The organism is Bradyrhizobium sp. DOA9 (genome assembly GCF_000617845.2).
Taxonomy (GTDB): domain Bacteria; phylum Pseudomonadota; class Alphaproteobacteria; order Rhizobiales; family Xanthobacteraceae; genus Bradyrhizobium.
This window is the reverse complement of sequence record NZ_DF820425.1, coordinates 1,268,987-1,292,634: the sequence shown is the minus strand read 5'-3', so window position 1 is coordinate 1,292,634 and position 23,648 is coordinate 1,268,987. Positions and strand designations below refer to the sequence as shown.

Genomic DNA, 23,648 nt, shown 5'->3' with positions numbered 1-23,648 from the left:
AAATGCCCCTGAGGGATCGTGACGCGCAACGCGCGCAATTTCAATTGCGATCGCCGGATGCGATCAGGTTCCCGTGAGATCCGGAACCGTCGGGTGCCTGGACGCGGCGAGACCCGCCAGCGCCTCCTCGAGCTTCTCACGGTCGAGCGGCTTGATCAGAAATCCGTTCATGCCCGCCTCGGAGCAGGCATAACGATCCTCCACCAGCGTGTTGGCGGTGAGCGCCAGGATCGGCGTGTGGGAACCGCCCAGCACGGCCTCGTGCGCGCGGATGCGCTTGCTCGCCTCGATGCCGTCGAGCTGCGGCATCTGGATGTCCATCAGCACGAGATCATAGGGAGTGCCGGCCGATGAGGCGGCGAGCCAGGATTCCAGCGCGGCCTCGCCGTGGACGGCGATGACGACGCGGTGGCCGAGCTTGGCCAGCAGCGAGCGCATCAGCAAGGCGTTGATCTCGTTGTCCTCGGCAACCAGGATCGACAGGCCTTTCGCCGGCGCGGGGCCGGCGGACGCCGCCGGCGGCTCCGGCGCGAGATCGGGCGAGGCGACCTCCGGAGTCAGGGCAAGGCGCGCGGCGAGCGAGGCCGCGCGCAGCGGCCTCACCAGGAAGCCGGTGAAGGCGGGCGACAGCTTCTCGTGCCGCGAGCTCGACGTCAGCAGCACGAGGCGCTGCAACGCATGCGCGCGGGCGGCGTCACCGAGCCGGTCGGCCACGGCAGGACCGATCGCGCGATCGATCAGCACCGCGTGCCAGGAGCGTTCCGGCAGCAACGCCTCGGCAACCGCCGCATCCGCAACCAGGCAGGTCTGGCCGCCCCAGCGCTCGAGGCGCCGCGCGATGAGCGAGGCTTCGATGCCGTCGGCGACGAGCAGCATCGACTTGCCCGTGAGGTCGGGGCTTGGAAATGGCGTCTGTCCAGCGCCGCCTTGCGACGGCGGAAGCGGCACGGCCACCTCGAAGGTCGAGCCCTTGCCCGGCTCGCTTGAGAGCGTGATCCGGCCGCCCATGCGCTTGACGATGCGCTCGCTGATCGCAAGGCCGAGCCCGGTGCCGCCATAGGTGCGGGCGACGCGCTCGTCGGCCTGCTCGAACTCCCGGAAGATGCGCTGCTGGGCCTCGGCTGCGATGCCGATGCCGGTGTCGCGGATCAGGAAGCTGATCTCGTTCGGCCAGATGCCGGGCTCGACGATCAGCGCCGCGCCGCCACTGCTGGTGAACTTGATGGCGTTGCCGGCGAGATTGAGCAGCACCTGGCGCAGCCGGGCGGCGTCGCCGACCACTTCGAGCGGCAGGCGCTCGTCGACATAGGCGGCGATCTCGAGCGACTTCGCCTGCGCGCGCGGCGCGAGCAGCTCGGTGATTTCCTCGACCAGCGTCGAGAGCGCGAAGGGACGCTGATCGAGGTCGAGCTTGCCGGCCTCGATCTTGGAATAGTCGAGCAGCTCCTCGATCAGCGCCATCAAGGCCTCGCCCGAGGTCTTCACCGCCTTGGCATAGGTCGCCTGCTCCGGCGTCAGATTGGTGTCGAGCAGCAGGCCGCCCATGCCGATGATGCCGTTCAGGGGCGTGCGGATCTCGTGTGAGGCCATCGCCAGGAAGCGCGACTTGGCGCGGTTGGCGGCGTCGGCCTGGTCGCGGGCGTCGGACAAGGCGCGTTCGGTCTCGGTGCGGTCGGTGACGTCGCGTCCGACGCTCTGCAATTCGGCGGGCTGGCCGGCATCGAGGCGGACATAGCCCTCGCGCCAGGCAATCCAGCGCGCGCCGAGCGGCGTTGCGATCTTCTGGTCGTGGATGCGCGTGCCGTTGCTCTCGCGGGCGCTGTCGCCCTGCTCCAGCACGTCGAAATCGAAGCGCGTGCCGACCAGCGCGCTGCGCGCCTGTCCTGCGAGCGTGCAATAGGCCTCGTTGGCGAAGGTGATGCGGCCGTCGGTGTCGCGCAGCACGATGAGGTCGCCCTGCTGCTCGAACAGGCTGCGGGCGCGCTCTTCCGCCTCCTTCAGCTCCCAATTGCGGTCGATCAGTGTCTCGTTATGCGCGGCGAGCTTGCGCAGCCGCTTGCCCACGAAGCGCAGGCGCATGCTCAGCGTCGCAAGGCCGAGGCAGGCGAGCGCGAACAGGAAGCTGGCGCCGATCGCGAAGGCGTGGGGATCGTAGCCGGAATTGTCGGACCGGCTGCCGGACACGAAACCATAGGCGCCGCCGAACGTCGCCGAGAAGATCATGAAGGAGCGGATCGCGAAGGCGAGCCTCGGATGCCGCCGCCTGAAGCGACGCATGCGCACCTTGATCCGGAACGTCCGACCCATTGCAACCGACCCTTGGCAACCGACCCTTGCCTGAAACCCCGCCGCCGCGTGCGACGATGGCCCGCCGACCTTGCGAACAGCTTGCGGCTGCGGCCCCGCCTCCGAACAGGGTTGACGAGGTGTTAACGGGTCAAAGCATGATCCGGACCCGAAGGGCCGCGTTAGCGAAAAGTGTGCAGCGGTTTTCCCTCGCGACAAACGCGGAACGCGTTTGCGCGGAGATCATGCTCAAGACCAAAGCTCTAAAGCGAAGCCGCCTGGAAGCGGTTATGGCCGCCGCGAGCGCCGACGATCAGCGCCGCCGCCTCTCGCGGCGAGAACGTCCTCGAGCGCACAAAGATGCGGTAATCCGCCGGTCCTTCGCTGGAGAGATAGACCACCTCGCCACCGTCGACCGGCTGCGCAGCGATCGAAACGAGGCGCGTCGACGGATTGGCCCGGCAGGAGTCCGGCTCGGAGTCGAGGCCGTCGTCGACCACCGCGAAATCCGCAGCGTCGGCATCATCGGTGATCTGGACCCGCACCGTGGCCCGCGCGGGATCGTCGGTGAAGGCGACATGCACGCCTGCGGTCCAGAACAGCGAGGTGAGCTCGACCGATGTGTCGCCCAGCGCGATGCAGGGATGCGACACCGATCCGATCTCGGCGCGGGCGAACACCGCAGCCGCGAGCAGGGGAACAACCGAGGTCAGGACCTTGAAACGCAACATGACACTCTCTACTCGCCGGGCCCAGGGAACCCATAACCGAAACGCGTCGGGCCTTATGGTTTGCAGAGCGTAAAGGAAAGTCGTTACCGCCGGGTTGATGCGACGGCGCGCTCACGCCAATTGGCGCACATCCTCCGCGAGTGCGCGGTAGGACAGGGCTTCGGCAAGGTGCAGCCGGCCGATCTTGTCGGCATGATCGAGATCGGCCAGCGTGCGCGCCACGCGCAGCACGCGGTGATAGCCACGCGCCGACAGGCGCATCGTCTCGGCGGCGTCGCGCAGCAGTTTCTGACCCTGCGCATCCGGCTTTGCGATCTCCTCCAGCACGGAGGCGGGCGCCTCGGCATTGGTGCGGATGTGGGGCAGGCCCGTCTCGGCATAGCGCGCCAGCTGGATGTCGCGCGCCGCCGCCACGCGGGCGGCGACCTCGGCCGATCCCTCCGCCGGCGGCGGCAGGATCAAATCGGCGGCGGTCACCGCCGGCACTTCGATGCGCAGGTCGATGCGGTCCATCAGCGGACCGGAGATGCGCGCCTGGTAATCGCCGGTGCAGCGGTCGATGCGGCCGCGCTTGCAGGCATAACCGGGCTCGAACGCATTGCCGCAGCGGCAGGGATTCATCGCCGCGACCAGCATGAAGCGGGCAGGGTAGGTGACGCGATGATTGGCGCGCGACACCGCGACCTCGCCGTTCTCCAGCGGCTGGCGCAGCGAATCCAGCACGCGCGGATCGAATTCCGGTAGTTCGTCGAGGAACAGCACGCCCTGATGCGCCAGCGAGATCTCGCCGGGCTTGGCGCGCGCGCCGCCGCCGGTCAGGGCTGCCATGCTGGCGGAATGATGCGGCGAGCGGAACGGGCGCCGCGCCGTCAGCGCGCCGCCTTCGATCTCGCCGGCGACGGAGGCGATCATCGAGACCTCGAGCAGTTCGCCCGGCGACAGCGGCGGCAGGATCGAGGGCAGGCGCGCGGCCAGCATCGATTTGCCCGCGCCCGGCGCGCCGATCATGAGCAGGTGATGTCCGCCAGCGGCCGCGATCTCCAGCGCGCGCTTGGCGCTTTCCTGGCCCTTGATGTCGCGCAAATCGAGGGTCGAGGCGGCGGCCTCGTGCACCTTCGGCGTCGGCCGCGACAGCACCTGCGTGCCCTTGAAATGGTTGGCGATCTGGATCAGCGAGTGCGCTGCAACGATCTGGATGTCCGGGCTCGCCCAGGCCGCTTCGGAGCCGCAAGCCGCCGGGCAGATCAGCCCTTCCTCGCGCATATTGGCGCCGATCGCGGCGGGAAGGACGCCGGCCACGGGCGCGATCGAGCCGTCGAGGCCGAGCTCGCCGAGCACGGTGAAGCCGGTCAGCGCGTCCGGCGGGATCGCGCCGATCGCCGCCATCAGCCCGAGCGCGATCGGCAGGTCGTAATGGCTGCCCTCCTTCGGGACGTCGGCCGGGGCCAGATTGACGATGATCCGCCGCGCCGGCAGTGCCAGGCCCGAGGCGATCAGCGCCGAGCGCACCCGCTCGCGCGCCTCCGACACCGCCTTGTCCGGCAGGCCGACGATGGCAAAGGCCGGCAGGCCGGGCGCGACCTGCACCTGCACGTCGACCGCGCGGGCCTCGATCCCCTCGAAGGCGACGGTGGAAACCCGCTGAACCATGCCGAACCAGCCTGCCCTATCCTGCAATTAGGGGTAGCAGAGCGCGGCGGCTTTCGCAAGAACAATACAGGAACAATCACTCTGGCGCCCGGTCAAACCCTAACCAGGCGTAAACGGGAAGCCGACACTACGTCTCGAATGCCGCCTGCTCTCCTCAGCACATCCCAACGAATGTCCGCTACTCCTAGGTCTGCGGGATGGGCCGTGGTCTAACGGGTGAACAGTTCAAATGCTTGCAAATCGCCGGAGAAGCGAACGTCGGGTGTGCAGCCGTCTCGCCAAGATCCATTTTGGCGCGGGCTCGCTGCCGCGGGATTGCACGATCACGGATATTTCGGATGGCGGCGTGAAAGTGGTGGCGGAATTTCTGGAAGTGCCGCCGCAATTCACCATCATCTTCGCGCCTGATTATTCCCGCCAATGCCGCCTGCGCTGGCGCATCGGCTGCGAATTCGGCGCCGAGTTCGTCGATTGAGACGCGAAGGTTCGCCTCCTTAACGGGACTTTAGCGTTAATCGGTAAGCATCTCTGATCAGTTGTCGAGTGATCAGAGTATGTCCAAGCGTCCGTTCCTCGCCCTTCCTGCGGCGGGATATCTGTGTTCCGCCGTCCTGATCCTCGCCCTCGGGGGCTGCCAGACGGCCGGCATCGAGGACGTCACCGGCGCGCTCGGCGGCAAGCGGGAGAACGCCGCCAAAGCCGACAGCAAGGCCGACGCCACGCCGGAGATGGACGCGCTTCGCGAGCGTTATCGCGCCAAGCCCGGCGATCCCGCAATTGCTCTCGAATACGGCAAGGCGCTGCGTGGCAGTGGCCAGCGCGCGCAGGCGGTCGCGGTGCTCGAGCAGGCCGTGCTTGCCCGTCCCGGCAACAAGGCGCTGCTCGCCGGCTACGGCCGCGCACTCGCCGACAACGGCAATTTCCAGCAGGCCTTCGACGTCCTCGGCCGGGCGCATTCGCCCGAGGATCCCGATTGGCGCATCTTGTCGGCGCAGGGCGCGGTGCTCGATCAGCTCGGCCGCAACGAGGAAGCCCAGCAATATTACGCCGCGGCGTTGAAGATCGTGCCGAACGAGCCGACCGTGCTCTCCAATCTTGGCCTGTCCTATATGCTGCAAAATAACCTGTCGAAGGCCGAGCAGGTGCTCGGCCGCGCCTATCAGCGCAATCAGAACGATGCGCGGGTCCGCGCCAATCTGGCGCTCGTGCTGGGATTGCAGGGTCGCGAGGCCGAGGCCGAAATCCTCGTGAAGGCGGATTTGCCGCCGGACCAGGCCGCGGCCAAGGTCGCGGCGCTGAAGCAGCTCTTGGCGAAGAAGCAGCAGCGGGCGGACAAGTAATCCGCCCGTTCTGCTGTGGCGCCTACGACGCCTTGCGATGCGGGGCCGAGCTCCGTCCGGACTTGCCCTTCAGCTTCTTCAAGAGCGGTTCGAGCAGCGAGCGCTTCGGCTTCTTCACCTCGCCGCGGCCGGCGAGGCGGTTGGCCATGTTCTGGAACAGAACGGTGGTGCGGTGGGTCCTGGAGACCTCCGCGATCATCTGGCCGTTATTGGCCGCGGTCGAGAACAGTTTCGAATCGAACGGGATCACCGCGATCGGCTGGCTCTCCATGGTCTTGGCGAAGGCCTTGACCTCGATCTCCGCGCGCTTAGCCATGCCGACCTGGTTGATGCAGTACAGCGGCGGCCGGTCGTTCGGTCGCGCCGCCTTGAGCACGCTCAGCATGTTCTTGGTGTTGCGCAAGTTGGCGAGATCGGGCTCGGCCACGATCACGATGTCGTCGGCATTCACCAGCGCGCGGCGGGTCCAGCCGGACCATTGATGCGGGACGTCGAGCACGATGCAGGGCGTCGTCATGCGCAGCGTGTCGAACACCGCGTCGAAAGCCTCGGCACCGAAATCGTAGACGCGGTCGAGCGTGGCGGGCGCCGCCAGGAGGCTGAGGCGATCGGTGCATTTGGCGAGCAGGCGCTCCATCAGCGCCGTGTCCGGCCGGTCCTGCGACAGCACCGCATTGGCGATGCCCTGCACCGGGTCCTGGTTGTAGTCGAGGCCCGCGGTGCCGAAGGCGAGGTCGAGATCGATCACGACGGAATCGAGCGAGAGGTCGCGGGCGATGGTCCAGGCCAGATTGTGTGCGACGGTGGACGCGCCGACGCCGCCCTTGGCGCCGACCACCGCGATGACGCGGCCGGTGATGATGGCCTCGGAGGCCGAGAACAGGCTGCAGATCGAGCGGACCACGTCGAGCGTCTCGACCGGTCCCACCACGTAATCGTTGACGCCGCGGCGCACCAGCTCGCGATAGGGCGCGGTGTCGTTGGGGTTGCCGATCACGACGACGCGGGTGCCGGGATCGCAGACGCCGGCGAGGTCGTCCAGTCCCTCGAGGATATCGCGCGTGCCATCGGACTCGATGACGATCACGTTCGGCGTCGGCATCGATTCATAGGCTTCGATCGCGGCGGCAAGCCCGCCGTCCTTGGCACTGAGATGGGCCTTGGCGAGCCGGCGATCCTGGCCGGCCGCCGTCACCGCGTTGAGCGTCTGCTCGGTCTCGCAAAAGGCTTGCACCGAAATGCGAGGAACCGGCGCGATGTGTTCCTCGGGATGCTGCGGATCGTCCGCGTCTTCGTCATGGATGGCTGTCATCTGCCGGTGTCGCTGAGTTTGGCCTTGTCGGCTTCGGGATAGGTGGTCGCCGTCGTCGTGCCCTTGCGATAGCGCTCGAACGCGATGTCGCGCCGTGCGGTATAGGCGGGCGTCTCGGCGCGCGGTTGCTCGAGGTCGGCCGGGTTGTCGATCATCGCCGCGAGATTGCGCTGGCTCGCGCAGCCCAGATTGAAATAGGGCCGGTTCTCGGTGTAGCCGGCATTGAGGATGTTGGGCCCGACGTCCTCGGGCCACAGCCCGCAGGGGCCGGCCACCGCAGTGATCTTCGAATAGCTCAAGCGGATGGTCGGCAGCAGCCCGGGATCATCGGGGCGATAGGGCCGCTGGACGATGGCGCGCGACGGCACGCCGCCGGACGTGAGCACCGAGCGGATCTCCTGATAGCTCGCAGCAGCCGCGCGCGAATTGGCGGTGTCGACGGGCACGTCGACGACGACCGAGCCGCTGCCTTCGCGCATCCAGTCCCGCGCGATGCCCGCGACATCCGCATGCTGCGCAGCCGAGAGGCCGCCTCGGCTCTTGCCGACGAAGATCACGATCGACTTCTTGCCTTCCTGCACCGCGATCGGATGGCGCTGGCGATAATCGGTCGGCACCGTCTGGGTGACGATCTCGGTGGTGTTGCAGGCGCCGAGCATGACGGACAGCCCCGCCAGTGCCAGCGCGATTTTCGAGCTGCGACGTCGATCGGCCGATAGTGTCGTCATCGCATGGTCCCCTCTTGCCCCGTGTCTTGCCCGGTCCCCGAACCGTCCGTCTCAGTCGATGATGAAGCCGAAATCATCCGGCGTGCCGGCGACCGGATCGACACGGCTCGCGATGCCGTAGAGGCGGTTGACCCGGCCGAGCAGCGCCCTCTGCGCGTCCGAGGCCGGCGCGAAGCCGTCGTCGGGTCGCGACAATTCCTTCTGGGCGACCGCGCGCACCACATAGGGCGTCACAATCACCATCAGCTCGGTCTCGTTGTTGACGAAGTCCTGGCTGCGGAACAGCGCGCCGATGATCGGCACCTGATCGACACCGGGCAGTCCGTTGATCGCCTGCTTGGTCTGCTGCTGGATCAGGCCGGCCATCGCCATCGAGCCGCCGGAGGGAATTTCCAGGGTGGTTTCGGCGCGGCGGGTCTGGATCGATGGAATGGTGATCGAGTTGCTGGTGGTCGAGGACACCGACTGCGTCAACGTGATCGAGTTGGTGTTCGACAGCTCCGAGACCTCGGTCATCACGCGCAGGCTGATACGGCCTTCGCTGAGCACGACCGGGGTGAAGTTCAGGGAGATGCCGAACTTCTTGTAGGTGACCTGGGTGGTGCAGACGTGAGTGACCGGATCGCAGGCATAGCCCCCGGGAATCGGGAATTCGCCGCCGGCGACGAACGTGGCGGATTCGCCCGAGATCGCGGTCAGGCTCGGCTCGGCCAGCGTGCGCATGACGCCGGCGCTCTCCATCGCCCGCATGGTGGCGTTGACGGTGGCGACGCCCTTGGCGAGCCCGGTGACGCCGAGCCCGTTGCTGCCGACGATCGGCCCGCCCGATACCGAGAACGGGTTTGAATTGTTGAAATTCACCACCGCGGTGCCGGCGTTCAGGCTGGCGCTGAGATCGACGCCGAGCTGCTTGACGATGTCGCGGCGGACCTCGCCGACCACGACCTTGAGCATGACCTGGTCGCGGCCGCGCACGACGATGTTGTTGACGACCTTGTCCGCGCCGCCGACCAGCTTTGCGGCGACGTCGCCGGCCTGCTGGGCCTCGACCGGGCTCGACACCGAGCCGGTCAGCATCACGCTGTCGCCGACGCCTTCGATCTGCACGCCCGGCAGCGACTGGCGCAGCGCCGCACGCATGCCGTTGAGGTCGCGCTTCACCGCGATGTCATAGGAAGCGACCTGCTGGCCGTCGGCGGCGAAGAACACGACGTTGGTCTGGCCGACCTGGCCGCCGATGATATAGGCGCGCTGGGCCGAGCGGATCACCGCATTGGCGATCTTGGGATCGGCCACCAGCACGTCCTTGACCTCGCGCGGCAGGTCGATGACGACGGACTTGCCGATGCCGAGCGACAGAAAGCGCGACCGCGCCGACGGGATCGTCGCGACCGACGATACGCTGAGATCCGAGGCCTGCAGCGGCGCCTGGTCCCCGACCGGCACCTCCGCGGCACTGAGGACGCCGGGCGCCGCGAGCAGCCCCAGCATCAACATCGTCCCCGTCAGGCTTGAGCGCGTGCGCTTCCCCCGAATGCGCAGGCCCGTCCGATCGCCCCCGTCCTTCATGCTGTCCCCATTACCTCTGTGACGTCAGTTGCCGTGCCTGGACGCCATAACGGATCACGTTCACGCCGCCCGGGCGCTTGATCGCCTGGTCCTCGGGCGTGCCGTCGACTGCGTTGGCATCGACGATGCTGCGCAGCGCGAGTGTCAGAGTGCCGCCCTGGCGGGCGGCCGAAAGAGTGGCGATCTGGTCGGGCCGGAGCTCGAGCGTGACGGTCTTGCCGACCACCGCGTTCTGGCCCTCCTTTTCCTTCGGGGCCTGGTCGATCGCGAGCACGCGGATATTGGTGAGAATGACCTCGGACAGGACGAGGTCGTTGCCGCCGGTCGGGCCATTGCTGTTGCCGCCGTCCGGATTCTTCAGCCGGCGGGTCAGGACGATGTCGACGCGGTCATTCGGCAGGATGAAGCCGCCGGCGCCGGTTTCGGCCGAAATCTCGGTGGAGACCGCGCGCATCCCGGACGGCAGGATCGCGGCCATGAAGCCGGAGCCCTCGGCCTTGACCAGCTTCTGCTCGCGGATCGGCTCGCCCTGCATCAACGGCACGCGCGCGATCGAGCCTGCGATCTGGGTCGGTGCATCGGGCCTGCCGTCGCGGCGGATGAAGGCGCTGCTGGCGGTGGCCGCGGGCCAGGCCTGCCATTGCAGATCCCCGGGCTTCACGGCCTGGCCGAGCTGGATGTCGTTCTTGGCGACCAGCACCTCGACCGTCGGCAGCTTCTCGGCGACGGGCAGGGTGGCCGCGGGCGGATTCTGATAGCCGCTCGCCAGATACGCAGCGACGCCGCCGGCGCCGAGAGCGATGACGAGAACGACAATGCGTGCGGTATTCATACGCTTCTACTCTTACGCGGGGCACTCGAACCGCACCTGGCGTGTTCCCCCGTCTCGATGAGTAGGCAGCAAAAGTATAAGGGGTGTTGCGAGGCCGAACGCGATCGCCGGCCGCGATGCTGGTTTTCGGCAGATGGTGAACGTGGCGTTATCGGGCCGGCCAGCGGCCCCGTAGTTTCACCTATGGCGAAGGGCGCGTTCGAGCGACGCGCGCGGCGTCATGGTGAATACGTCGTTAGCGCGCGAGGCTACGCGCTGAGCTCTATTTCTTCCGCTTCGCTTCGATCACGTCCCAGATCTTCGCGGCGACATCCGGGCCGCCGAGCCGTGCGATGGCGCGGATGCCGGTCGGCGAGGTCACGTTGATCTCGGTGAGATTGCCGTTGATGACGTCGATGCCGACGAACAACAGGCCGCGCTCGCGCAGCGCCGGTCCGATCGTGGCGCAGATCTCGCGCTCGCGCGGGGTGAGATCGGTCTCCTGCGCCGCGCCGCCGCGCACCATGTTGGAGCGGAGGTCGTCGGCGGCCGGCACGCGGTTCACCGCGCCGGCGAACTCGCCGTCGACGAGGATGATGCGCTTGTCGCCGTGCTTCACCTCGGGGATGAATTGCTGGATCACCCAGGGCTCCCGGAACGTCACCGAGAACATGTCGAACAGCGAGCCGAAATTCATGTCCTGCGGCATCACGCGGAACACCGCCGCGCCGCCATGGCCGTGCAGCGGCTTCATGACGACCGCGCCGTGCCTGTCGCGGAACGCGTTGATCTCGTCGAGGTCGCGCGAGATCAGCGTCGGCGGCATCAGCTGCGGAAAATTCATCACGAACAGCTTTTCCGGCGCGTTGCGCACCGAGGCGGGATCGTTGACGACCAGCGTCTTCGGATGGATGCGCTCGAGGAAATGCGTCGAGGTGATGTAGGCGAGGTCGAACGGCGGATCCTGGCGCAACAGCACCACGTCGAAGCCGTTCAGCGCCTCGCGCTTGGGCTCGCCGAGGGTGAAATGGTCGCCGGGCTCGTCGCGCACGGTCAGGAGCTGAACCGGCGCGACTAGTTCCTCGCCGACCATCGAAAGCTTGTCGGGCGTGTAATAGGACAGGCCATGGCCGCGCTTCTGCGCCTCCAGGAGCAGCGCGAAGGTGGAATCGCCCTTGATGTTGATGCGGGCGATGGGGTCCATCTGGACGGCGACGTTCAGTTTCATGGGCTGCCTTTCAGGTCGAGGCGTCGAATGCCGCCAACACATGGCGCGGAAGCGAGCGCGGCGCAATCAGCATGGCGTCGAATCGCAATTCGAATTCGGCATGCTCGGGATGCGCTGCGAGCCAGCCTTGCGCGGCGTCGATGATGCGCTGCTGCTGGCGCGGTGTCACGGCGAATGCGGCCTCGTCCAGCGTGGCGCGGGCCTTGACCTCGACGAAGGCGATCAGGTTGCGGCGCCGCGCCACGATGTCGATCTCGCCATGCGGCGTGCGGTAACGCTTGGCGAGAATGCGATAGCCCTTTGCCATGAGATAGGCGGCGGCGCGGCTCTCCGCGGAAATACCGGTCTGGAACGCCGCCACGCGCTCGGGCGATGCGACCTTCGGTTCCGCAGGAATCTCACTCTTCGCCATCGCCGCCCCGCGAATCCTTTGCGAGCGCGAGCGCGCGGGCATAGACCTCGCGGCGCGGCCGGCCCGAGAGCGCGACCGCATGCGCCACGGCATCCTTGACGCTGTGCGCGGCGAGCTGCTCGCGCAACAGATTATCGAGCGCGTCCGACGTCAGAACCTCGGCGTCATCAGCGGGCGGCGCGATCACCAGCACGAATTCGCCGCGCGTCTCCAGCGCTGCGGCCTCGCGCGCCAGCTCGCCCAGCGTTGCGCGCGAAATCTCCTCATGCAACTTGGTCAGCTCGCGGCAGATCGCGGCCTCGCGCGGTCCCATGATCTCGGCGAGATCGGCCAGCGTATCCTGCACGCGGTTGCCGGATTCGAACATCACCAGCGTCGCGTCGATGCGGGCGAGCTCGGCGAGACGGCTGCGCCGCGCAATCGATTTCGCCGGCAGGAAGCCTTCGAAGAAGAAGCGATCGGTCGGCAGTGCGGCGACCGACAGCGCGGCCAGCACCGAGGACGGGCCGGGCAGCGCATATACCGCATGGCCGGCGGCGCAGACCTCGCGCACCAGCTTGAAGCCGGGATCGGAGATCAGCGGCGTGCCGGCGTCCGACACCAGCGCGACCGAGCCGCCCTGTCCGAGAGCTTCGAGGATCTTTGGCCGCGCGGCCTCGGCATTGTGCTCGTGATATGGCTTGAGCTGCGCCGTGATCGCATAGCGCTCGGTCAGGCGGCGGGTGATGCGGGTGTCCTCGCAGGCGATGACGTCGACGCCGGCGAGCGTCTGCAGCGCCCGCAGGGTGATGTCGCCGAGATTGCCGATCGGGGTGGCGACCAGATGAAGTCCCGGCGCGGCCTTCGGCGCCGCGAGCCGATGGGCATCGATGGAGAAACCGCGCGGGGCGGCGTCTTGAGCTTCAGGCGTATTTATCGGGGCCGGCTTTGCGCGCATAATGGAGTCAACTTAGGCACGATCGCTAGGGCTGGGAACCGGCTCGCCGAAAAAGATCGTGCCCAAAGATCGTATCCAGGTGAGGGGCGAGGAACGGACGGGAATGTGATCGGTCGAGATCGCGCCGGGAGGGAGTAAGGGCCCTCGCGCCATATTCGCGACGGAAACGCCGCCTTGATGAGTGAATGAGTGACGGCGAAAAGCTGCCAGGACAGGATTGCGGCCGCGTTAAACGGTTGTTATCCTTTTGTTTTGGTTAACTATTTGCCGACAAACTGCCTGAATCCGCGGCCCCCGTCGCGGAAAGCAATGTCGTGATCGGCCGGCGAACGGCAGGTCAGAAGAGAAGCTGCCATGGTCGGCCCGCGTCATCCAAAGTCTCACCTTCCGGAGCCCCGATCGCCAGGGGCGACCCGGCGGACTGCGCTCGGCCTGTTGCTCGGTGCGCCCGTGCTGTCGGCCTGCGCCGGCGTGCAGCAAAGCCTCAGCCAGTTTTCCAACCCGTTCTCGAGTTCCGCACCGCCGGCCCAGCCGGCAGGTCCGCAGCAGCAGGCGACGACCGCCGGCACCGGCGGCGTGAAGGTCGGTCTGATCCTGCCGCTCTCGGCCGCCGGCAATGCCGGGCTCGCAGCGCAATCGATGCGCAATGCCGCCGAAATGGCGCTGGCCGAGTTCCAGAACCCGAACATCCAGCTCCTGATCAAGGACGACAATGGCAGCCCCCAAGGCGCGCAGGCCGGCGCGCAGCAGGCGGTCGACGAGGGCGCCGAGATCATTTTGGGACCGTTGTTCGCACAATCGGTGCCGGCGGTGGCGCAGGTCGCGCGCACACGCGGCATTTCCGTCATCGCCTTCTCGACCGATTCCAGCATCGCCGGCCGCGGCGTCTATCTGCTCTCGTTCCTGCCGGAGTCCGATGTCAACCGCATCGTCGAATATTCCGCCGGCATCGGCAAGCGATCCGTCGCCGTGCTGGTGCCCGACAACGCCTATGGCAATGTCGTCGAGGCCGCGGTGAAGGCGGCGGTGCCGCGGCGCGGCGGGCGCATCGTCGCGTTCGAGAGATACGGCGCCGATCGCGCCACGCCCGCGCGCACCGTGGCGCAGCAGCTCGGCAGCGCGGATGCGCTGTTCATTGCCGATGACGGCGATGCCGTCGTGACGGTCGCGGATGCCATGACGGCCGCGGGCGCGAACCTGCGCAACATCCAGCTGCTCGGCACCGGCCTGTGGGACAATCCGCGCGTCTATGCCAGCGCCGCGCTCCAGGGCGGCCTTTACGCCGCGCCCGACCCGGCCGGCTTCCGCGCCTTCTCCGGCCGCTACCGCACGAAGTACGGCGCGGAGCCGATCCGCACCGCAACGCTCGCCTATGATGCGGTCGCCCTCGTCGCCGCGCTGGCGCGCACGCAAGGCGGCCAGCGCTTCTCCTCCGACGTGCTCACCAACCCTTCCGGCTTTGCCGGCATCGACGGCCTGTTCCGCTTCCGCGCGGATGGCACGAACGAGCGCGGCCTTGCCGTGATGAAGGTGACGCAAGGCGGCGGCGTCGCAGTGGCGGGCTCGCCGAAGAGTTTTGGGGCGTAGTTCAGGACAGGTGGGCAAGGCAGCTCCCGGCGGATCGGCCCGGCCGACCAGCCTACACCCAAACCGACTGGTCTCCGAACGCCAGAAGGGTACAGGGTGGGCAAAGCGAAGCGTGCCTACGCATTGTCTGCGATCGAGAGAGATGGTGGGCACGGCGCAAGTGCGCCTTTGCCCACCCTACAAGATCTCGCTACGCCGCCAGATCCGCGACCACGGCATCCAGCACCGGAAAACCGCTGCTGGTCACGCGCAACCGTCCCGTTGCATCCACCGTGATCGCGCCTTCCTCGCGCAGGAGCGCGATGCGGCGGGGGTCGAGTGGACGGCCGGCGAGGGCCCTGTAGCGCTCGGGATCGATGCCTTCGGCAAGACGCAATCCCATCAGCAAAAATTCGTCGGCGCGCTCCTCGCTATTGAGGAGCTCGTCGCTGACGATGCCGTCGCCGTTGGTCTCGACGCGCATCAGCCAGGCTTCGGGCCGCTTCTCGGTGGCGGTGGCGTGCCTGGTCCCGTCGATGTCGAGGCGGCCATGTGCGCCGGGGCCGATGCCGGCATATTCCTCGCCGCGCCAGTACACCAGATTGTGCCGGCACTCGGCGCCGCGCCGCGCGTGATTGGAGATCTCGTAGGCGGGCAGCCCGAGCTTGTCGCAGGTCTCCTGCGTCACGTCGTAGAGCGCGCGCGCGAGCGCTTCGTCCGGCGTCTTCAGCTTGCCGGCCTGGTGCAGGCCGAAGAACGGCGTGCCTTCCTCGATCGTCAATTGATACAGCGACAGATGCTCGGCCGCCTCATCGATGGCGTGCCGCAGCTCGCTCGCCCACATCGCCGGCGTCTGGTCGGGGCGGGCGTAGATCAGGTCGAACGAATAGCGGTCGAAGGCGCTACGCGCGATGGCGACGGCATCGAGCGCTTCGCGCGCGCTGTGCATGCGGCCGAGCGCTTTGAGCGAGGCATCGTCGAGGGCCTGCACGCCGAGCGAGACGCGGTTGACGCCGGCGCTGCGATAGCCGGCAAAGCGCGTGGCTTCGACGCTGGTCGGGTTCGCTTCCAGCGTCACCTCGACGTCGCCGGCGACGGTCCAGTGCTTGCCGATCGCATCTAACACCGCGCCCACGGTGGCAGGCTGCATCAGCGAGGGTGTGCCGCCGCCGAGGAAGATCGAGGTGACCTCGCGACCGGGCGCGCGCTCGGCAGTCGTTGCGATCTCGCGCGCGAAAGCCGAAGCAAACCTCGCCTCGTCGATCGCGGCGTGGCGGACATGGCTGTTGAAGTCGCAATAAGGGCACTTCGACAGGCAGAACGGCCAGTGCACGTAGACGCCGAACGCATCCTTGTCAGCGCGGCTCAAGGCAGATCTCCGCCAGTTTCCGGAAAGCGCGGGCGCGGTGCGACAGGCCGAGGCCGAGCGGCGGCAGGCCGTGCTTCTCGATGCTGGTCATCTCGCCGAAGGTGCGGCTGTGGCCGTCCGGCAGGAACATCGGGTCGTAGCCGAAGCCGGCGGTGCCGCGCGGCGGCCAGACCAGCGTCCCGTCGACGCGCGCCTCGACCTCTTCGAGATGATTGTCGGGCCAGGCGACGCAGAGCGCGGAGACGAAGTGGGCCTTGCGCTGGTCCGGCGTGGTGGCGCCGCGCTCCTGCAGCAGCCGCTCGATCTGCGCCATCGCCGCGTTGAAATCCTTGGACGGACCGGCCCAGCGCGCGCTGTAGATGCCGGGCGCACCGTCGAGCGCGTCGACCACGATGCCGGAATCGTCGGCGAAGGCGGGAAGCTTGGCTGCTTGCGCCGCCGCGATCGCCTTGATCGCTGCGTTGCTGCGGAAATCGCTGCCGGTTTCCTCGGGCTCGGGGAGGCCGAGCTCGCCGGCCGATACCGCCTCGATCCCGTACGGCGCGAGCAGTTCCCGCATCTCGGCGAGCTTGCCGGGATTGTGGGTGGCGATGACAAGCTTGTCGGTGATTCGGCGGTGCATGGGCCTATTGACTACGCCACGGCCAGTTTCTGCAAGTCCACCAGGCGCGCGATGCCCTTCTGCGCCAGGGCGATCAGCTTCAGGAACTCGTCCTGCGTGAACGGCTCGCGTTCCGCGGTGCCCTGCACCTCGATGATGCGGCCATCGCCCGTCATGACGAAATTGGCGTCGGTCTCGGCTTCCGAATCCTCGGCATAGTCGAGATCGAGCACCGGCGTGCCGTTGTAGATGCCGCAGGAGATCGCGGCGACGTTGTCGCGCAGCACGTTGGTCTTCACCATGTTGCGCGCCTTCATCCAGTTGAGACAGTCGGCGAGCGCGACCCAGGCGCCGGTGATCGAGGCGGTGCGGGTGCCGCCGTCGGCCTGGAGCACGTCGCAATCGACCGTGATCTGGCGCTCGCCGAGCGCTTCGAGGTCGACGATGGTGCGAAGCGAGCGGCCGATCAGCCGCTGGATCTCCACGGTGCGGCCGCTCTGCTTGCCGGCGGAAGCCTCGCGGCGGGTGCGTTCGGAGGTCGCGCGCGGCAGCATGCCGTATTCGGCGGTGACCCAGCCGCGGCCCTGGCCCTTCAGCCACGGCGGCAGGCGGTCCTCCAGCGTGGCGGTAACAAGCACATGGGTGTCGCCGAATTTCACCAGGCAGGAGCCTTCCGCATATTTGACCACGCCGCGTTCCAGCGTCACGGGGCGCAATTCGTCGGGCGCACGGCGGCTTGGCCGCATGGGAAATCTCCAAAACTCACGGGAAAAAGGCTGCTCGCGGTGCTTGTAGGTGGGGCGGGGGTGGGCGGCAAGGGCTTATTCACCGCCTGGCCGGCGGCCTGCAAACACCACGCTTGTCAGAAGCCACCCGGATGGACAAATTATAAGTATCTGAGAGGAGTTACCGTCTGTGGCCCATCACGATCCGATCCATCTGATCGCGCCGCGCGCAGGCCTTGCCCAGCTCAACGAGCGTTCCCGCGACATCTTTCGTCAAATTGTCGAAAGCTATCTCGCGACCGGTGAGCCGGTCGGCTCGCGCAACATTTCCCGGCTGATCGCCATGCCGCTGTCGCCGGCCTCGGTCCGCAACGTTATGGCCGACCTGGAACAGCTCGGCCTGATCTATGCCCCGCACACCTCCGCCGGCCGGCTGCCGACGGAACTGGGCCTGCGCTTTTTCGTCGACGCCCTGATGCAGGTCGGCGACCTCAACGAGGCCGAGCGCGCCGCGATCCAGAGCCAGCTCTCCTCCGTCGGCGAGGCGCAGTCGGTCGAGGCGGCACTGGACCAGGCCTTGATGCGGCTCTCCGGCCTGACCCGGGCCGCCGCCGTCGTGCTGACGCCGAAGTCCAATGCGCGGCTGAAGCACATCGAATTCGTCCGCCTGGAACCGGAAAAAGCGCTGGTCATCCTGGTCGGTGAGGACGGCCAGGTCGAAAACCGCGTGCTCACGCTGCCGCCCGGAGTTCCCTCCTCGGCGCTGACCGAGGCCGGCAATTTCCTCAATGCGCGGATTCGCGGCCGCACCCTGGCCGAGGCGCGGCTCGAGCTCGAGACCGCGCTCGGCGAGGCCCGTGCCGAGCTCGATCAGCTGACACAGAAAGTGATCTCGGCCGGCATCGCCAGCTGGTCCGGCGGCGAGAGCGACGACCGCCAGCTCATCGTCCGCGGCCATGCCAATCTGCTCGAAGATCTGCACGCGCTGGAGGATCTGGAGCGGGTTCGGCTGTTGTTCGACGATCTCGAGACCAAGCGCGGCGTGATCGACCTGCTCGGCCGGGCCGAGACCGCCGAAGGCGTGCGTATCTTCATCGGCAGCGAAAACAAGCTGTTCTCGCTGTCGGGGTCGTCCACCATCATCTCGCCCTATCGGGATGCCGCCGGCCACATCGTCGGAGTCCTCGGCGTGATCGGCCCGACGCGGCTGAATTACGCCCGCGTGATCCCGACCGTGGACTACGCCGCCCGCATCGTCAGCCGCCTTTTGGGGGGCTGACCGGCCTTTCCGCCGATCACGGGCGCTTGATTTTCGTGGGTTTAAGCACGATATCCGGGCCAACATCCCTGAAACGAGTTCGAGATCAGAGCCGATGACCGAGCAAGACCGGCAACCCCAAGACACGACTGCTGCGACCGGCGAGCCCGTGGTGTCGAAACCCTACATCATGCCCGACGATCCCGAGCCCGGCTCGGTCGAGACGTTGCAGAAGGAAGCGGCTGAAGCGCGCGACCGCATGCTGCGGACGCTGGCCGAGATGGAGAATCTGCGCAAGCGGACCACCAAGGAAGTCGCTGACGCCCGCCTCTACGGCATCACCGGCTTTGCCCGCGATGTGCTCGACATCGCCGACAATCTCCAGCGCGCGCTCGATGCCGTTCCGCCCGAGGCGCGTGCCGCGGCCGATCCCGGCCTGACCGCGTTGATCGAGGGCGTCGAGCTCACCGAGCGTTCGCTGCACAGCGCGCTGGAAAAGCACGGCGTGAAGAAGCTCGATCCGCAGGGCCAGAAGTTCGATCCGAACTTCCATCAGGCGATGTACGAAGTGCCGGATGCGTCGGTGCCCACGGGGACCGTGGTGCAGGTCATGCAGGCCGGCTACACCATCGGCGAGCGCGTGCTGCGCCCGGCGCTGGTCGGCGTCGCCAAGGGCGGCGCGAAGGCAGCACCGGCGGCGAACAACAACGAGTCGAGCAGCGCGGCGAACTGAGTCAAGACCCTCATGGTGAGGAGCCGCGCCTTTGCGCGGCGTCTCGAACCATGCAGGCCCGGCTGTTGCAGCGTGGCTTTCATCCTTCGAGACGCGCGAAGAAGCGCGCTCCTCAGGATGAGGGTCGTGCAATATTGCGCGCCGCCTTACGCGCTCGCCGCGATATCACCCGACTGAATCCGCTTCACGCCGGCCTTGGCCATATCGGCCCAGGCCTTTGCCAGCGAGCCCTGCGTGTCGATGCCGCGGCAGGCGTCTTCCACCACATAGACTTCGAAGCCGGCCTTGCGAGCGTCGAGAGCGGTCCAGGCGACGCAGAAATCCGTCGCGAGGCCAGCGACGAAGACGCGCTTGATCTTGCGGCCCCTGAGGTAGCCGGCGAGCCCGGTCGAGGTCTTGCCGTCGGCTTCGAGGAAGGCCGAATAGCTGTCGACGTCCTTGTGAAAGCCCTTGCGGATGATGAGCTCGGCGTGCGGGATCGACAGATCCTTCGACAGTGCGGCGCCATCGGTGCCCTGCACGCAATGGTCCGGCCACAGCACCTGCTTGCCGTAGGGAAGATCGACCGTCTCGAACGGCTTCTTGCCGGCATGAACCGACGCAAACGAAACGTGGCCCGGCGTGTGCCAGTCCTGCGTCATCACCACGTTCGCAAATGCCTTCGCCATCTTGTTGATGACGGGCACCACCTGCTCGCCTTCCTTCACCGCGAGGCTGCCGCCGGGCAGGAAGCAGTTCTGCACGTCGATCACGAGCAGCGCGGATGCATCGTCCGGCTTGATCGATGTGGCCGCGAACAGCGCGGCTGGCGCCAGCGTCGCAAGCGCCGTCGTTCCGAGCATTGCCAAGACTTGTCGCCGAACCAGCATGTCTACCTCCCCTCCAGGATGATCCAACGGGAGGAAGCCTAGTTCCGTTCGTATACGAACAGAAGCCTGAAAATGCAGCCGGGCTTGATGAGCGGTTGGGCTCTCGCGGCGTGTTCGGTGCACCTCTTCCGCTTGCGGGAGATGTCGACGCGAAGCGGCGGGTGAGGGTTCTCTCCTCTTGGGGGTTCTCGCCCGCGGAGGCACCCTCTCCCAACCCTCCCCCGCAGGCGGGGGAGGGAGCGCACCTCGCGCGTGACGGGCGCTATCCCTTCGGCTGAATCCCGTCGCGTACGGCGCGGAAGCGGGTGAAGGCGGCTTGCCACTGGTCGCGCGGGGCGCTGGCGATGATGCGCAGCGAGGCGCCGCCGGTCGAGAAGCGGATCCACTGCACCACGGTGACGGGGGTCTTGTCCTTGCCGCTGACGCCGTCGATCCTGGTCTCGAAACCCTGCTGGCCGTTGATGCGGATCGGCTCGGACATGGTGATGCGGGACTCGCGCACGCCGGGAATCTGGCGCGCCGCCTCCTGGGCGAAGCGGGCGCGGTCGTCGGCGGCTTGCGGGGTGGCGCCGATCAGGCCGAGGATCATGAACGGCCTCGACTCGTAGCCAACGCTCTCGTCGCCGTCGGCCAGGATGATGCTGGAGCCCGGCGCCAGCGTCCGGACGTCCTTGAAGTCCGCGAGATCGGTGATCTTGAACGGCAGCAGCGCGATCTGCTCTTCGGCCGACACCTGCCTGCGGGTGGTGGCGCTGGCAAACATCTGCCGTACCGCCTCGTCGGTGTAGATCTTGGTCGCATTCTCCGGGATCTGCACCGCGACATAGCCGGAGAAGCCGGCGCCGGGCACGATCATCGAGTAGCGCTTCACCGGCGTATCGCCGGCCTTGCCGTTTTCGGTGGTGAAATAGGCAAGACCCGCGGGGGTCTCGACCTTGTCCTGCTTGACGCCGCCGGTCCCGCCGGGATTGGCATTGAAGGCGCTCACGACCTCGCCATAGGCCGCCGGCGGCAGCTCGGTGACCAGCACCTTGACGCTGCCGTCCTCGCTCTCGAAGCCCGGAAAGGTCTTGGCCGTGCTGAGGCCGATCAGCGGCACCATGCCGAGACGCAAGCCGGGCGGAAACACGGCATCGGCGGCGAAGGCCGGCAGCGCGGAGGCGGCGAGGAGGGCGAGCGCGGCGAGGGGGCGGATCAGCTTCATGGCCACTCTGATTGGTTCACATTGAGGCCGTTCGATGGTCGGCCACCGGGCCGCTTTGTCGCGCGAAGCAGCTGCGCCGGCCGTGCGGTTGGCCCGCCTTTTAGCCGGTTTGGCCTCGCCGCAACAGGGCGGGCGGACCCGCGGGTGCGGGGGCTTGCCGAAGCCCGGACCTGTTAATAATTCCTCACCCGCAAGGGCGGTTGAGCCCGGATATCATCTTCCAAAACCCGATGTTTTAGCGGCAGAAACGTAGCTTCGGTCCTTGCGGGCCCCTCCCCCCCTCCTATATGAGCCTCAATCATCGCAATATCGCGGATGTTTGATCTTAGGGGGTTTCGGTTCGGGTGCCTCTTGGGCCCAGCCAACCTGCCGCAAAAAGAAGGATATCAGGACCATGGGAAAGGTCATTGGGATCGACCTCGGCACCACGAATTCGTGCGTGGCCGTGATGGATGGCAAGAACGCCAAAGTCATCGAGAATTCCGAAGGCATGCGCACGACGCCTTCGATCGTCGCCGTCACGGATGACGGCGAGCGCCTCGTCGGCCAGCCGGCCAAGCGCCAGGCCGTCACCAATCCCGAGCGCACCTTCTTCGCAGTGAAGCGCCTGATCGGCCGCCGCTACGACGACCCGATGGTCGAGAAGGACAAGAAGCTCGTTCCCTACAAGATCGTGAAGGCTTCCAACGGCGACGCCTGGGTCGAGGCCGACGGCCAGACCTACTCGCCCTCGCAGGTCTCGGCGTTCATCCTGCAGAAGATGAAGGAGACCGCGGAAGCCCATCTCGGCCAGAAGGTCGACCAGGCCGTCATCACCGTTCCCGCCTACTTCAACGACGCCCAGCGCCAGGCGACCAAGGACGCCGGCAAGATCGCGGGCCTCGAAGTGCTGCGCATCATCAACGAGCCGACCGCGGCCGCGCTCGCCTATGGCCTCGACAAGACCAAGGCCGGCACCATCGCCGTGTACGACCTCGGCGGCGGCACGTTCGATATCTCCATTCTCGAAATCGGCGACGGCGTGTTCGAGGTGAAGTCGACCAACGGCGACACCTTCCTCGGCGGCGAAGATTTCGACATGCGCCTGGTCGGTTATCTCGCCGACGAATTCCAGAAGGAGCAGGGCATCAACCTGCGCAACGACAAGCTCGCGTTGCAGCGCCTGAAGGAAGCCGCTGAAAAGGCCAAGATCGAGCTGTCCTCGACGACGCAGACCGAGATCAACCTGCCCTTCATCACCGCGGACCAGACCGGCCCGAAGCATCTGACGATGAAGCTCACCCGCGCCAAGTTCGAGGCGCTGGTCGACGACCTCATCCAGAAGACCGTCGAGCCCTGCCGCAAGGCGCTGAAGGACGCCGGCGTCACCGCCGGTGAGATCGGCGAAGTCGTGCTGGTCGGCGGCATGTCGCGGATGCCGAAGGTCCAGGAAGTCGTGAAGCAGCTGTTCGGCAAGGAGCCGCACAAGGGCGTCAACCCGGACGAGGTCGTGGCGATCGGTGCCGCGATCCAGGCCGGCGTGCTCCAGGGCGACGTCAAGGACGTGCTGCTGCTCGACGTGACCCCGCTGTCGCTGGGCATCGAGACGCTGGGCGGCGTGTTCACCCGCATCATCGACCGCAACACCACGATCCCGACCAAGAAGAGCCAGGTGTTCTCGACGGCTGAAGACAACCAGAATGCCGTCACCATCCGCGTCTTCCAGGGCGAGCGTGAAATGGCGGCCGACAACAAGATGCTCGGCCAGTTCGACCTGATGGGCATTCCGCCGGCGCCGCGCGGCATGCCGCAGATCGAGGTGACCTTCGACATCGACGCCAACGGCATCGTCAACGTGTCGGCCAAGGACAAGGCCACCGGCAAGGAGCAGCAGATCCGCATCCAGGCCTCGGGCGGCCTGTCGGAAGCCGACATCGAGAAGATGGTCAAGGACGCCGAGGCCAATGCCGAGGCGGACAAGAAGCGCCGCGAGGCCGTCACCGCCAAGAACGAGGCGGATGGCCTGGTGCATTCGACCGAGAAGGCTCTGGCCGAGCACGGCTCGAAGGTCGCCGAGAGCGAGCGCCGCGCCATCGAGGATGCCGTCAGCGACCTCAAGGAAGCGCTGAAGGGCGACGATGCCGAGGCGATCAAGGCCAAGACCCAGACGCTGGCGCAGGCTTCGATGAAGCTCGGCGAGGCCATGTACAAGCAGCAGGCCGAGGCCGACGCCAAGAAGGACGCGGCCAAGGACGACGTCGTCGACGCGGAATTCACCGAGGTCGACGACGACAAGAACAACAAGAAGTCCGCTTAAGCCCCGAGAGGGTGACGATGCGG

Annotated in this window: 21 protein-coding genes; 6 read left to right on the top strand and 15 right to left on the bottom strand. The window is 67.0% G+C overall.

Going from position 1 to position 23,648, the window contains the following annotated elements; translation table 11 throughout:
* Positions 1-63: 63 nt before the first annotated feature.
* The 3 genes from BDOA9_RS05975 to BDOA9_RS05965 form a co-directional block, all read right to left on the bottom strand.
* Positions 64-2,307 (bottom strand): PAS domain-containing hybrid sensor histidine kinase/response regulator, encoded by a 2,244-nt coding sequence (locus BDOA9_RS05975; protein WP_025033036.1) that lies wholly within the window; start codon positions 2,305-2,307, stop codon positions 64-66.
* Positions 2,308-2,549: 242 nt separating this feature from the next.
* Positions 2,550-3,017 carry a hypothetical protein gene (locus tag BDOA9_RS05970; RefSeq protein WP_025033035.1) on the bottom strand — a complete coding sequence of 156 codons (468 nt, stop codon included), beginning with the start codon at positions 3,015-3,017 and terminating at the stop codon, positions 2,550-2,552.
* A gap of 111 nt (positions 3,018-3,128) precedes the next feature.
* Positions 3,129-4,667 carry a YifB family Mg chelatase-like AAA ATPase gene (locus BDOA9_RS05965; protein ID WP_025033034.1) on the bottom strand — a complete coding sequence of 513 codons (1,539 nt, stop codon included), beginning with the start codon at positions 4,665-4,667 and terminating at the stop codon, positions 3,129-3,131.
* 229 nt (positions 4,668-4,896) lie between these two features.
* Between BDOA9_RS05965 and BDOA9_RS05960 the strand changes: the two genes are divergently transcribed.
* The gene (locus BDOA9_RS05960; protein WP_018644993.1) at positions 4,897-5,142 is read left to right on the top strand and encodes a PilZ domain-containing protein; all 246 of its coding nucleotides are present in this window, start codon (positions 4,897-4,899) and stop codon (positions 5,140-5,142) included.
* A gap of 79 nt (positions 5,143-5,221) precedes the next feature.
* Positions 5,222-6,007 (top strand): tetratricopeptide repeat protein, encoded by a 786-nt coding sequence (locus BDOA9_RS05955; RefSeq protein ID WP_025033033.1) that lies wholly within the window; start codon positions 5,222-5,224, stop codon positions 6,005-6,007.
* A gap of 22 nt (positions 6,008-6,029) precedes the next feature.
* On the opposite strand, the gene BDOA9_RS05950 is transcribed toward BDOA9_RS05955, so the two are convergent.
* From BDOA9_RS05950 to rsmI, 7 genes are all read right to left on the bottom strand, one after another.
* On the bottom strand, positions 6,030-7,319 hold the full coding sequence (locus BDOA9_RS05950; protein ID WP_025033032.1) for an AAA family ATPase: 1,290 nt from the start codon (positions 7,317-7,319) through the stop codon (positions 6,030-6,032).
* Positions 7,316-8,047, bottom strand: a complete 732-nt coding sequence (locus BDOA9_RS05945; protein WP_025033031.1) for a CpaD family pilus assembly protein — start codon at positions 8,045-8,047, stop codon at positions 7,316-7,318. Before BDOA9_RS05945 ends, BDOA9_RS05950 begins: the two co-directional genes overlap by 4 nt.
* Positions 8,048-8,098: 51 nt before the next feature.
* On the bottom strand, positions 8,099-9,616 hold the full coding sequence (locus BDOA9_RS05940; RefSeq protein WP_025033030.1) for a type II and III secretion system protein family protein: 1,518 nt from the start codon (positions 9,614-9,616) through the stop codon (positions 8,099-8,101).
* A gap of 10 nt (positions 9,617-9,626) precedes the next feature.
* Complete coding sequence (gene cpaB / locus BDOA9_RS05935) at positions 9,627-10,448, bottom strand: Flp pilus assembly protein CpaB (protein WP_025033029.1); 822 nt, start codon at positions 10,446-10,448, stop codon at positions 9,627-9,629.
* A gap of 262 nt (positions 10,449-10,710) precedes the next feature.
* Positions 10,711-11,655 (bottom strand): glutathione synthase, encoded by a 945-nt coding sequence (gene gshB / locus BDOA9_RS05930; protein WP_025033028.1) that lies wholly within the window; start codon positions 11,653-11,655, stop codon positions 10,711-10,713.
* A 10-nt stretch (positions 11,656-11,665) separates the two neighbouring features.
* The gene (locus tag BDOA9_RS05925) at positions 11,666-12,067 is read right to left on the bottom strand and encodes a YraN family protein (protein ID WP_025033027.1); all 402 of its coding nucleotides are present in this window, start codon (positions 12,065-12,067) and stop codon (positions 11,666-11,668) included.
* On the bottom strand, positions 12,054-13,004 hold the full coding sequence (rsmI, locus tag BDOA9_RS05920; RefSeq protein WP_025033026.1) for a 16S rRNA (cytidine(1402)-2'-O)-methyltransferase: 951 nt from the start codon (positions 13,002-13,004) through the stop codon (positions 12,054-12,056). Before rsmI ends, BDOA9_RS05925 begins: the two co-directional genes overlap by 14 nt.
* A 354-nt stretch (positions 13,005-13,358) precedes the next feature.
* On the opposite strand from rsmI, the gene BDOA9_RS05915 reads away from it, so the two are divergent.
* On the top strand, positions 13,359-14,591 hold the full coding sequence (locus BDOA9_RS05915) for a penicillin-binding protein activator (protein ID WP_025033025.1): 1,233 nt from the start codon (positions 13,359-13,361) through the stop codon (positions 14,589-14,591).
* 190 nt (positions 14,592-14,781) lie between these two features.
* Here the strand turns inward: BDOA9_RS05915 and hemW are convergent, their stop codons facing one another.
* Genes hemW through rph form a run of 3 tightly spaced genes read right to left on the bottom strand, consistent with a single transcriptional unit; the run spans position 14,782 to position 17,286 of the window.
* Positions 14,782-15,939 carry a radical SAM family heme chaperone HemW gene (gene hemW, locus BDOA9_RS05910; RefSeq protein WP_025033024.1) on the bottom strand — a complete coding sequence of 386 codons (1,158 nt, stop codon included), beginning with the start codon at positions 15,937-15,939 and terminating at the stop codon, positions 14,782-14,784.
* Complete coding sequence (rdgB, locus tag BDOA9_RS05905; protein WP_025033023.1) at positions 15,926-16,561, bottom strand: RdgB/HAM1 family non-canonical purine NTP pyrophosphatase; 636 nt, start codon at positions 16,559-16,561, stop codon at positions 15,926-15,928. Before rdgB ends, hemW begins: the two co-directional genes overlap by 14 nt.
* Before the next feature lie 11 nt (positions 16,562-16,572).
* Positions 16,573-17,286, bottom strand: coding sequence for a ribonuclease PH (gene rph / locus BDOA9_RS05900; protein WP_025033022.1), 714 nt, complete (start codon positions 17,284-17,286; stop codon positions 16,573-16,575).
* 169 nt (positions 17,287-17,455) lie between these two features.
* Here rph and hrcA point away from each other — a divergent pair, with 169 nt between their 5' ends.
* Both hrcA and grpE read left to right on the top strand, forming a co-directional pair.
* On the top strand, positions 17,456-18,544 hold the full coding sequence (gene hrcA / locus BDOA9_RS05895; RefSeq protein ID WP_025033021.1) for a heat-inducible transcriptional repressor HrcA: 1,089 nt from the start codon (positions 17,456-17,458) through the stop codon (positions 18,542-18,544).
* 94 nt (positions 18,545-18,638) lie between these two features.
* Positions 18,639-19,256, top strand: a complete 618-nt coding sequence (gene grpE, locus BDOA9_RS05890) for a nucleotide exchange factor GrpE (protein WP_025033020.1) — start codon at positions 18,639-18,641, stop codon at positions 19,254-19,256.
* 146 nt (positions 19,257-19,402) lie between these two features.
* On the opposite strand, the gene pncA is transcribed toward grpE, so the two are convergent.
* Both pncA and BDOA9_RS05880 read right to left on the bottom strand, forming a co-directional pair.
* Positions 19,403-20,125, bottom strand: a complete 723-nt coding sequence (gene pncA, locus BDOA9_RS05885; protein WP_025033019.1) for a bifunctional nicotinamidase/pyrazinamidase — start codon at positions 20,123-20,125, stop codon at positions 19,403-19,405.
* 262 nt (positions 20,126-20,387) lie between these two features.
* Positions 20,388-21,329 (bottom strand): hypothetical protein, encoded by a 942-nt coding sequence (locus BDOA9_RS05880; protein WP_025033018.1) that lies wholly within the window; start codon positions 21,327-21,329, stop codon positions 20,388-20,390.
* Positions 21,330-21,723: 394 nt separating this feature from the next.
* On the opposite strand from BDOA9_RS05880, the gene dnaK reads away from it, so the two are divergent.
* Positions 21,724-23,625 (top strand): molecular chaperone DnaK, encoded by a 1,902-nt coding sequence (gene dnaK / locus BDOA9_RS05875; RefSeq protein ID WP_025033017.1) that lies wholly within the window; start codon positions 21,724-21,726, stop codon positions 23,623-23,625.
* Positions 23,626-23,648: the final 23 nt, after the last annotated feature.

Coding starts and splice junctions, on each gene's coding strand:
- BDOA9_RS05955 (WP_025033033.1), top strand. CDS start 5,222: ATGTCCAAGCGTCCGTTCCTCGCCCTTCCTGCGGCGGGATATCTGTGT.
- BDOA9_RS05965 (WP_025033034.1), bottom strand. CDS start 4,667: ATGGTTCAGCGGGTTTCCACCGTCGCCTTCGAGGGGATCGAGGCCCGC.
- gshB (WP_025033028.1), bottom strand. CDS start 11,655: ATGAAACTGAACGTCGCCGTCCAGATGGACCCCATCGCCCGCATCAAC.
- BDOA9_RS05940 (WP_025033030.1), bottom strand. CDS start 9,616: ATGAAGGACGGGGGCGATCGGACGGGCCTGCGCATTCGGGGGAAGCGC.
- cpaB (WP_025033029.1), bottom strand. CDS start 10,448: ATGAATACCGCACGCATTGTCGTTCTCGTCATCGCTCTCGGCGCCGGC.
- BDOA9_RS05950 (WP_025033032.1), bottom strand. CDS start 7,319: ATGACAGCCATCCATGACGAAGACGCGGACGATCCGCAGCATCCCGAG.
- dnaK (WP_025033017.1), top strand. CDS start 21,724: ATGGGAAAGGTCATTGGGATCGACCTCGGCACCACGAATTCGTGCGTG.
- BDOA9_RS05925 (WP_025033027.1), bottom strand. CDS start 12,067: ATGGCGAAGAGTGAGATTCCTGCGGAACCGAAGGTCGCATCGCCCGAG.
- rdgB (WP_025033023.1), bottom strand. CDS start 16,561: ATGCACCGCCGAATCACCGACAAGCTTGTCATCGCCACCCACAATCCC.
- rsmI (WP_025033026.1), bottom strand. CDS start 13,004: ATGCGCGCAAAGCCGGCCCCGATAAATACGCCTGAAGCTCAAGACGCC.
- rph (WP_025033022.1), bottom strand. CDS start 17,286: ATGCGGCCAAGCCGCCGTGCGCCCGACGAATTGCGCCCCGTGACGCTG.
- BDOA9_RS05960 (WP_018644993.1), top strand. CDS start 4,897: ATGCTTGCAAATCGCCGGAGAAGCGAACGTCGGGTGTGCAGCCGTCTC.
- BDOA9_RS05880 (WP_025033018.1), bottom strand. CDS start 21,329: ATGAAGCTGATCCGCCCCCTCGCCGCGCTCGCCCTCCTCGCCGCCTCC.
- BDOA9_RS05915 (WP_025033025.1), top strand. CDS start 13,359: ATGGTCGGCCCGCGTCATCCAAAGTCTCACCTTCCGGAGCCCCGATCG.
- grpE (WP_025033020.1), top strand. CDS start 18,639: ATGACCGAGCAAGACCGGCAACCCCAAGACACGACTGCTGCGACCGGC.
- pncA (WP_025033019.1), bottom strand. CDS start 20,125: ATGCTGGTTCGGCGACAAGTCTTGGCAATGCTCGGAACGACGGCGCTT.
- BDOA9_RS05970 (WP_025033035.1), bottom strand. CDS start 3,017: ATGTTGCGTTTCAAGGTCCTGACCTCGGTTGTTCCCCTGCTCGCGGCT.
- BDOA9_RS05975 (WP_025033036.1), bottom strand. CDS start 2,307: ATGGGTCGGACGTTCCGGATCAAGGTGCGCATGCGTCGCTTCAGGCGG.
- BDOA9_RS05945 (WP_025033031.1), bottom strand. CDS start 8,047: ATGACGACACTATCGGCCGATCGACGTCGCAGCTCGAAAATCGCGCTG.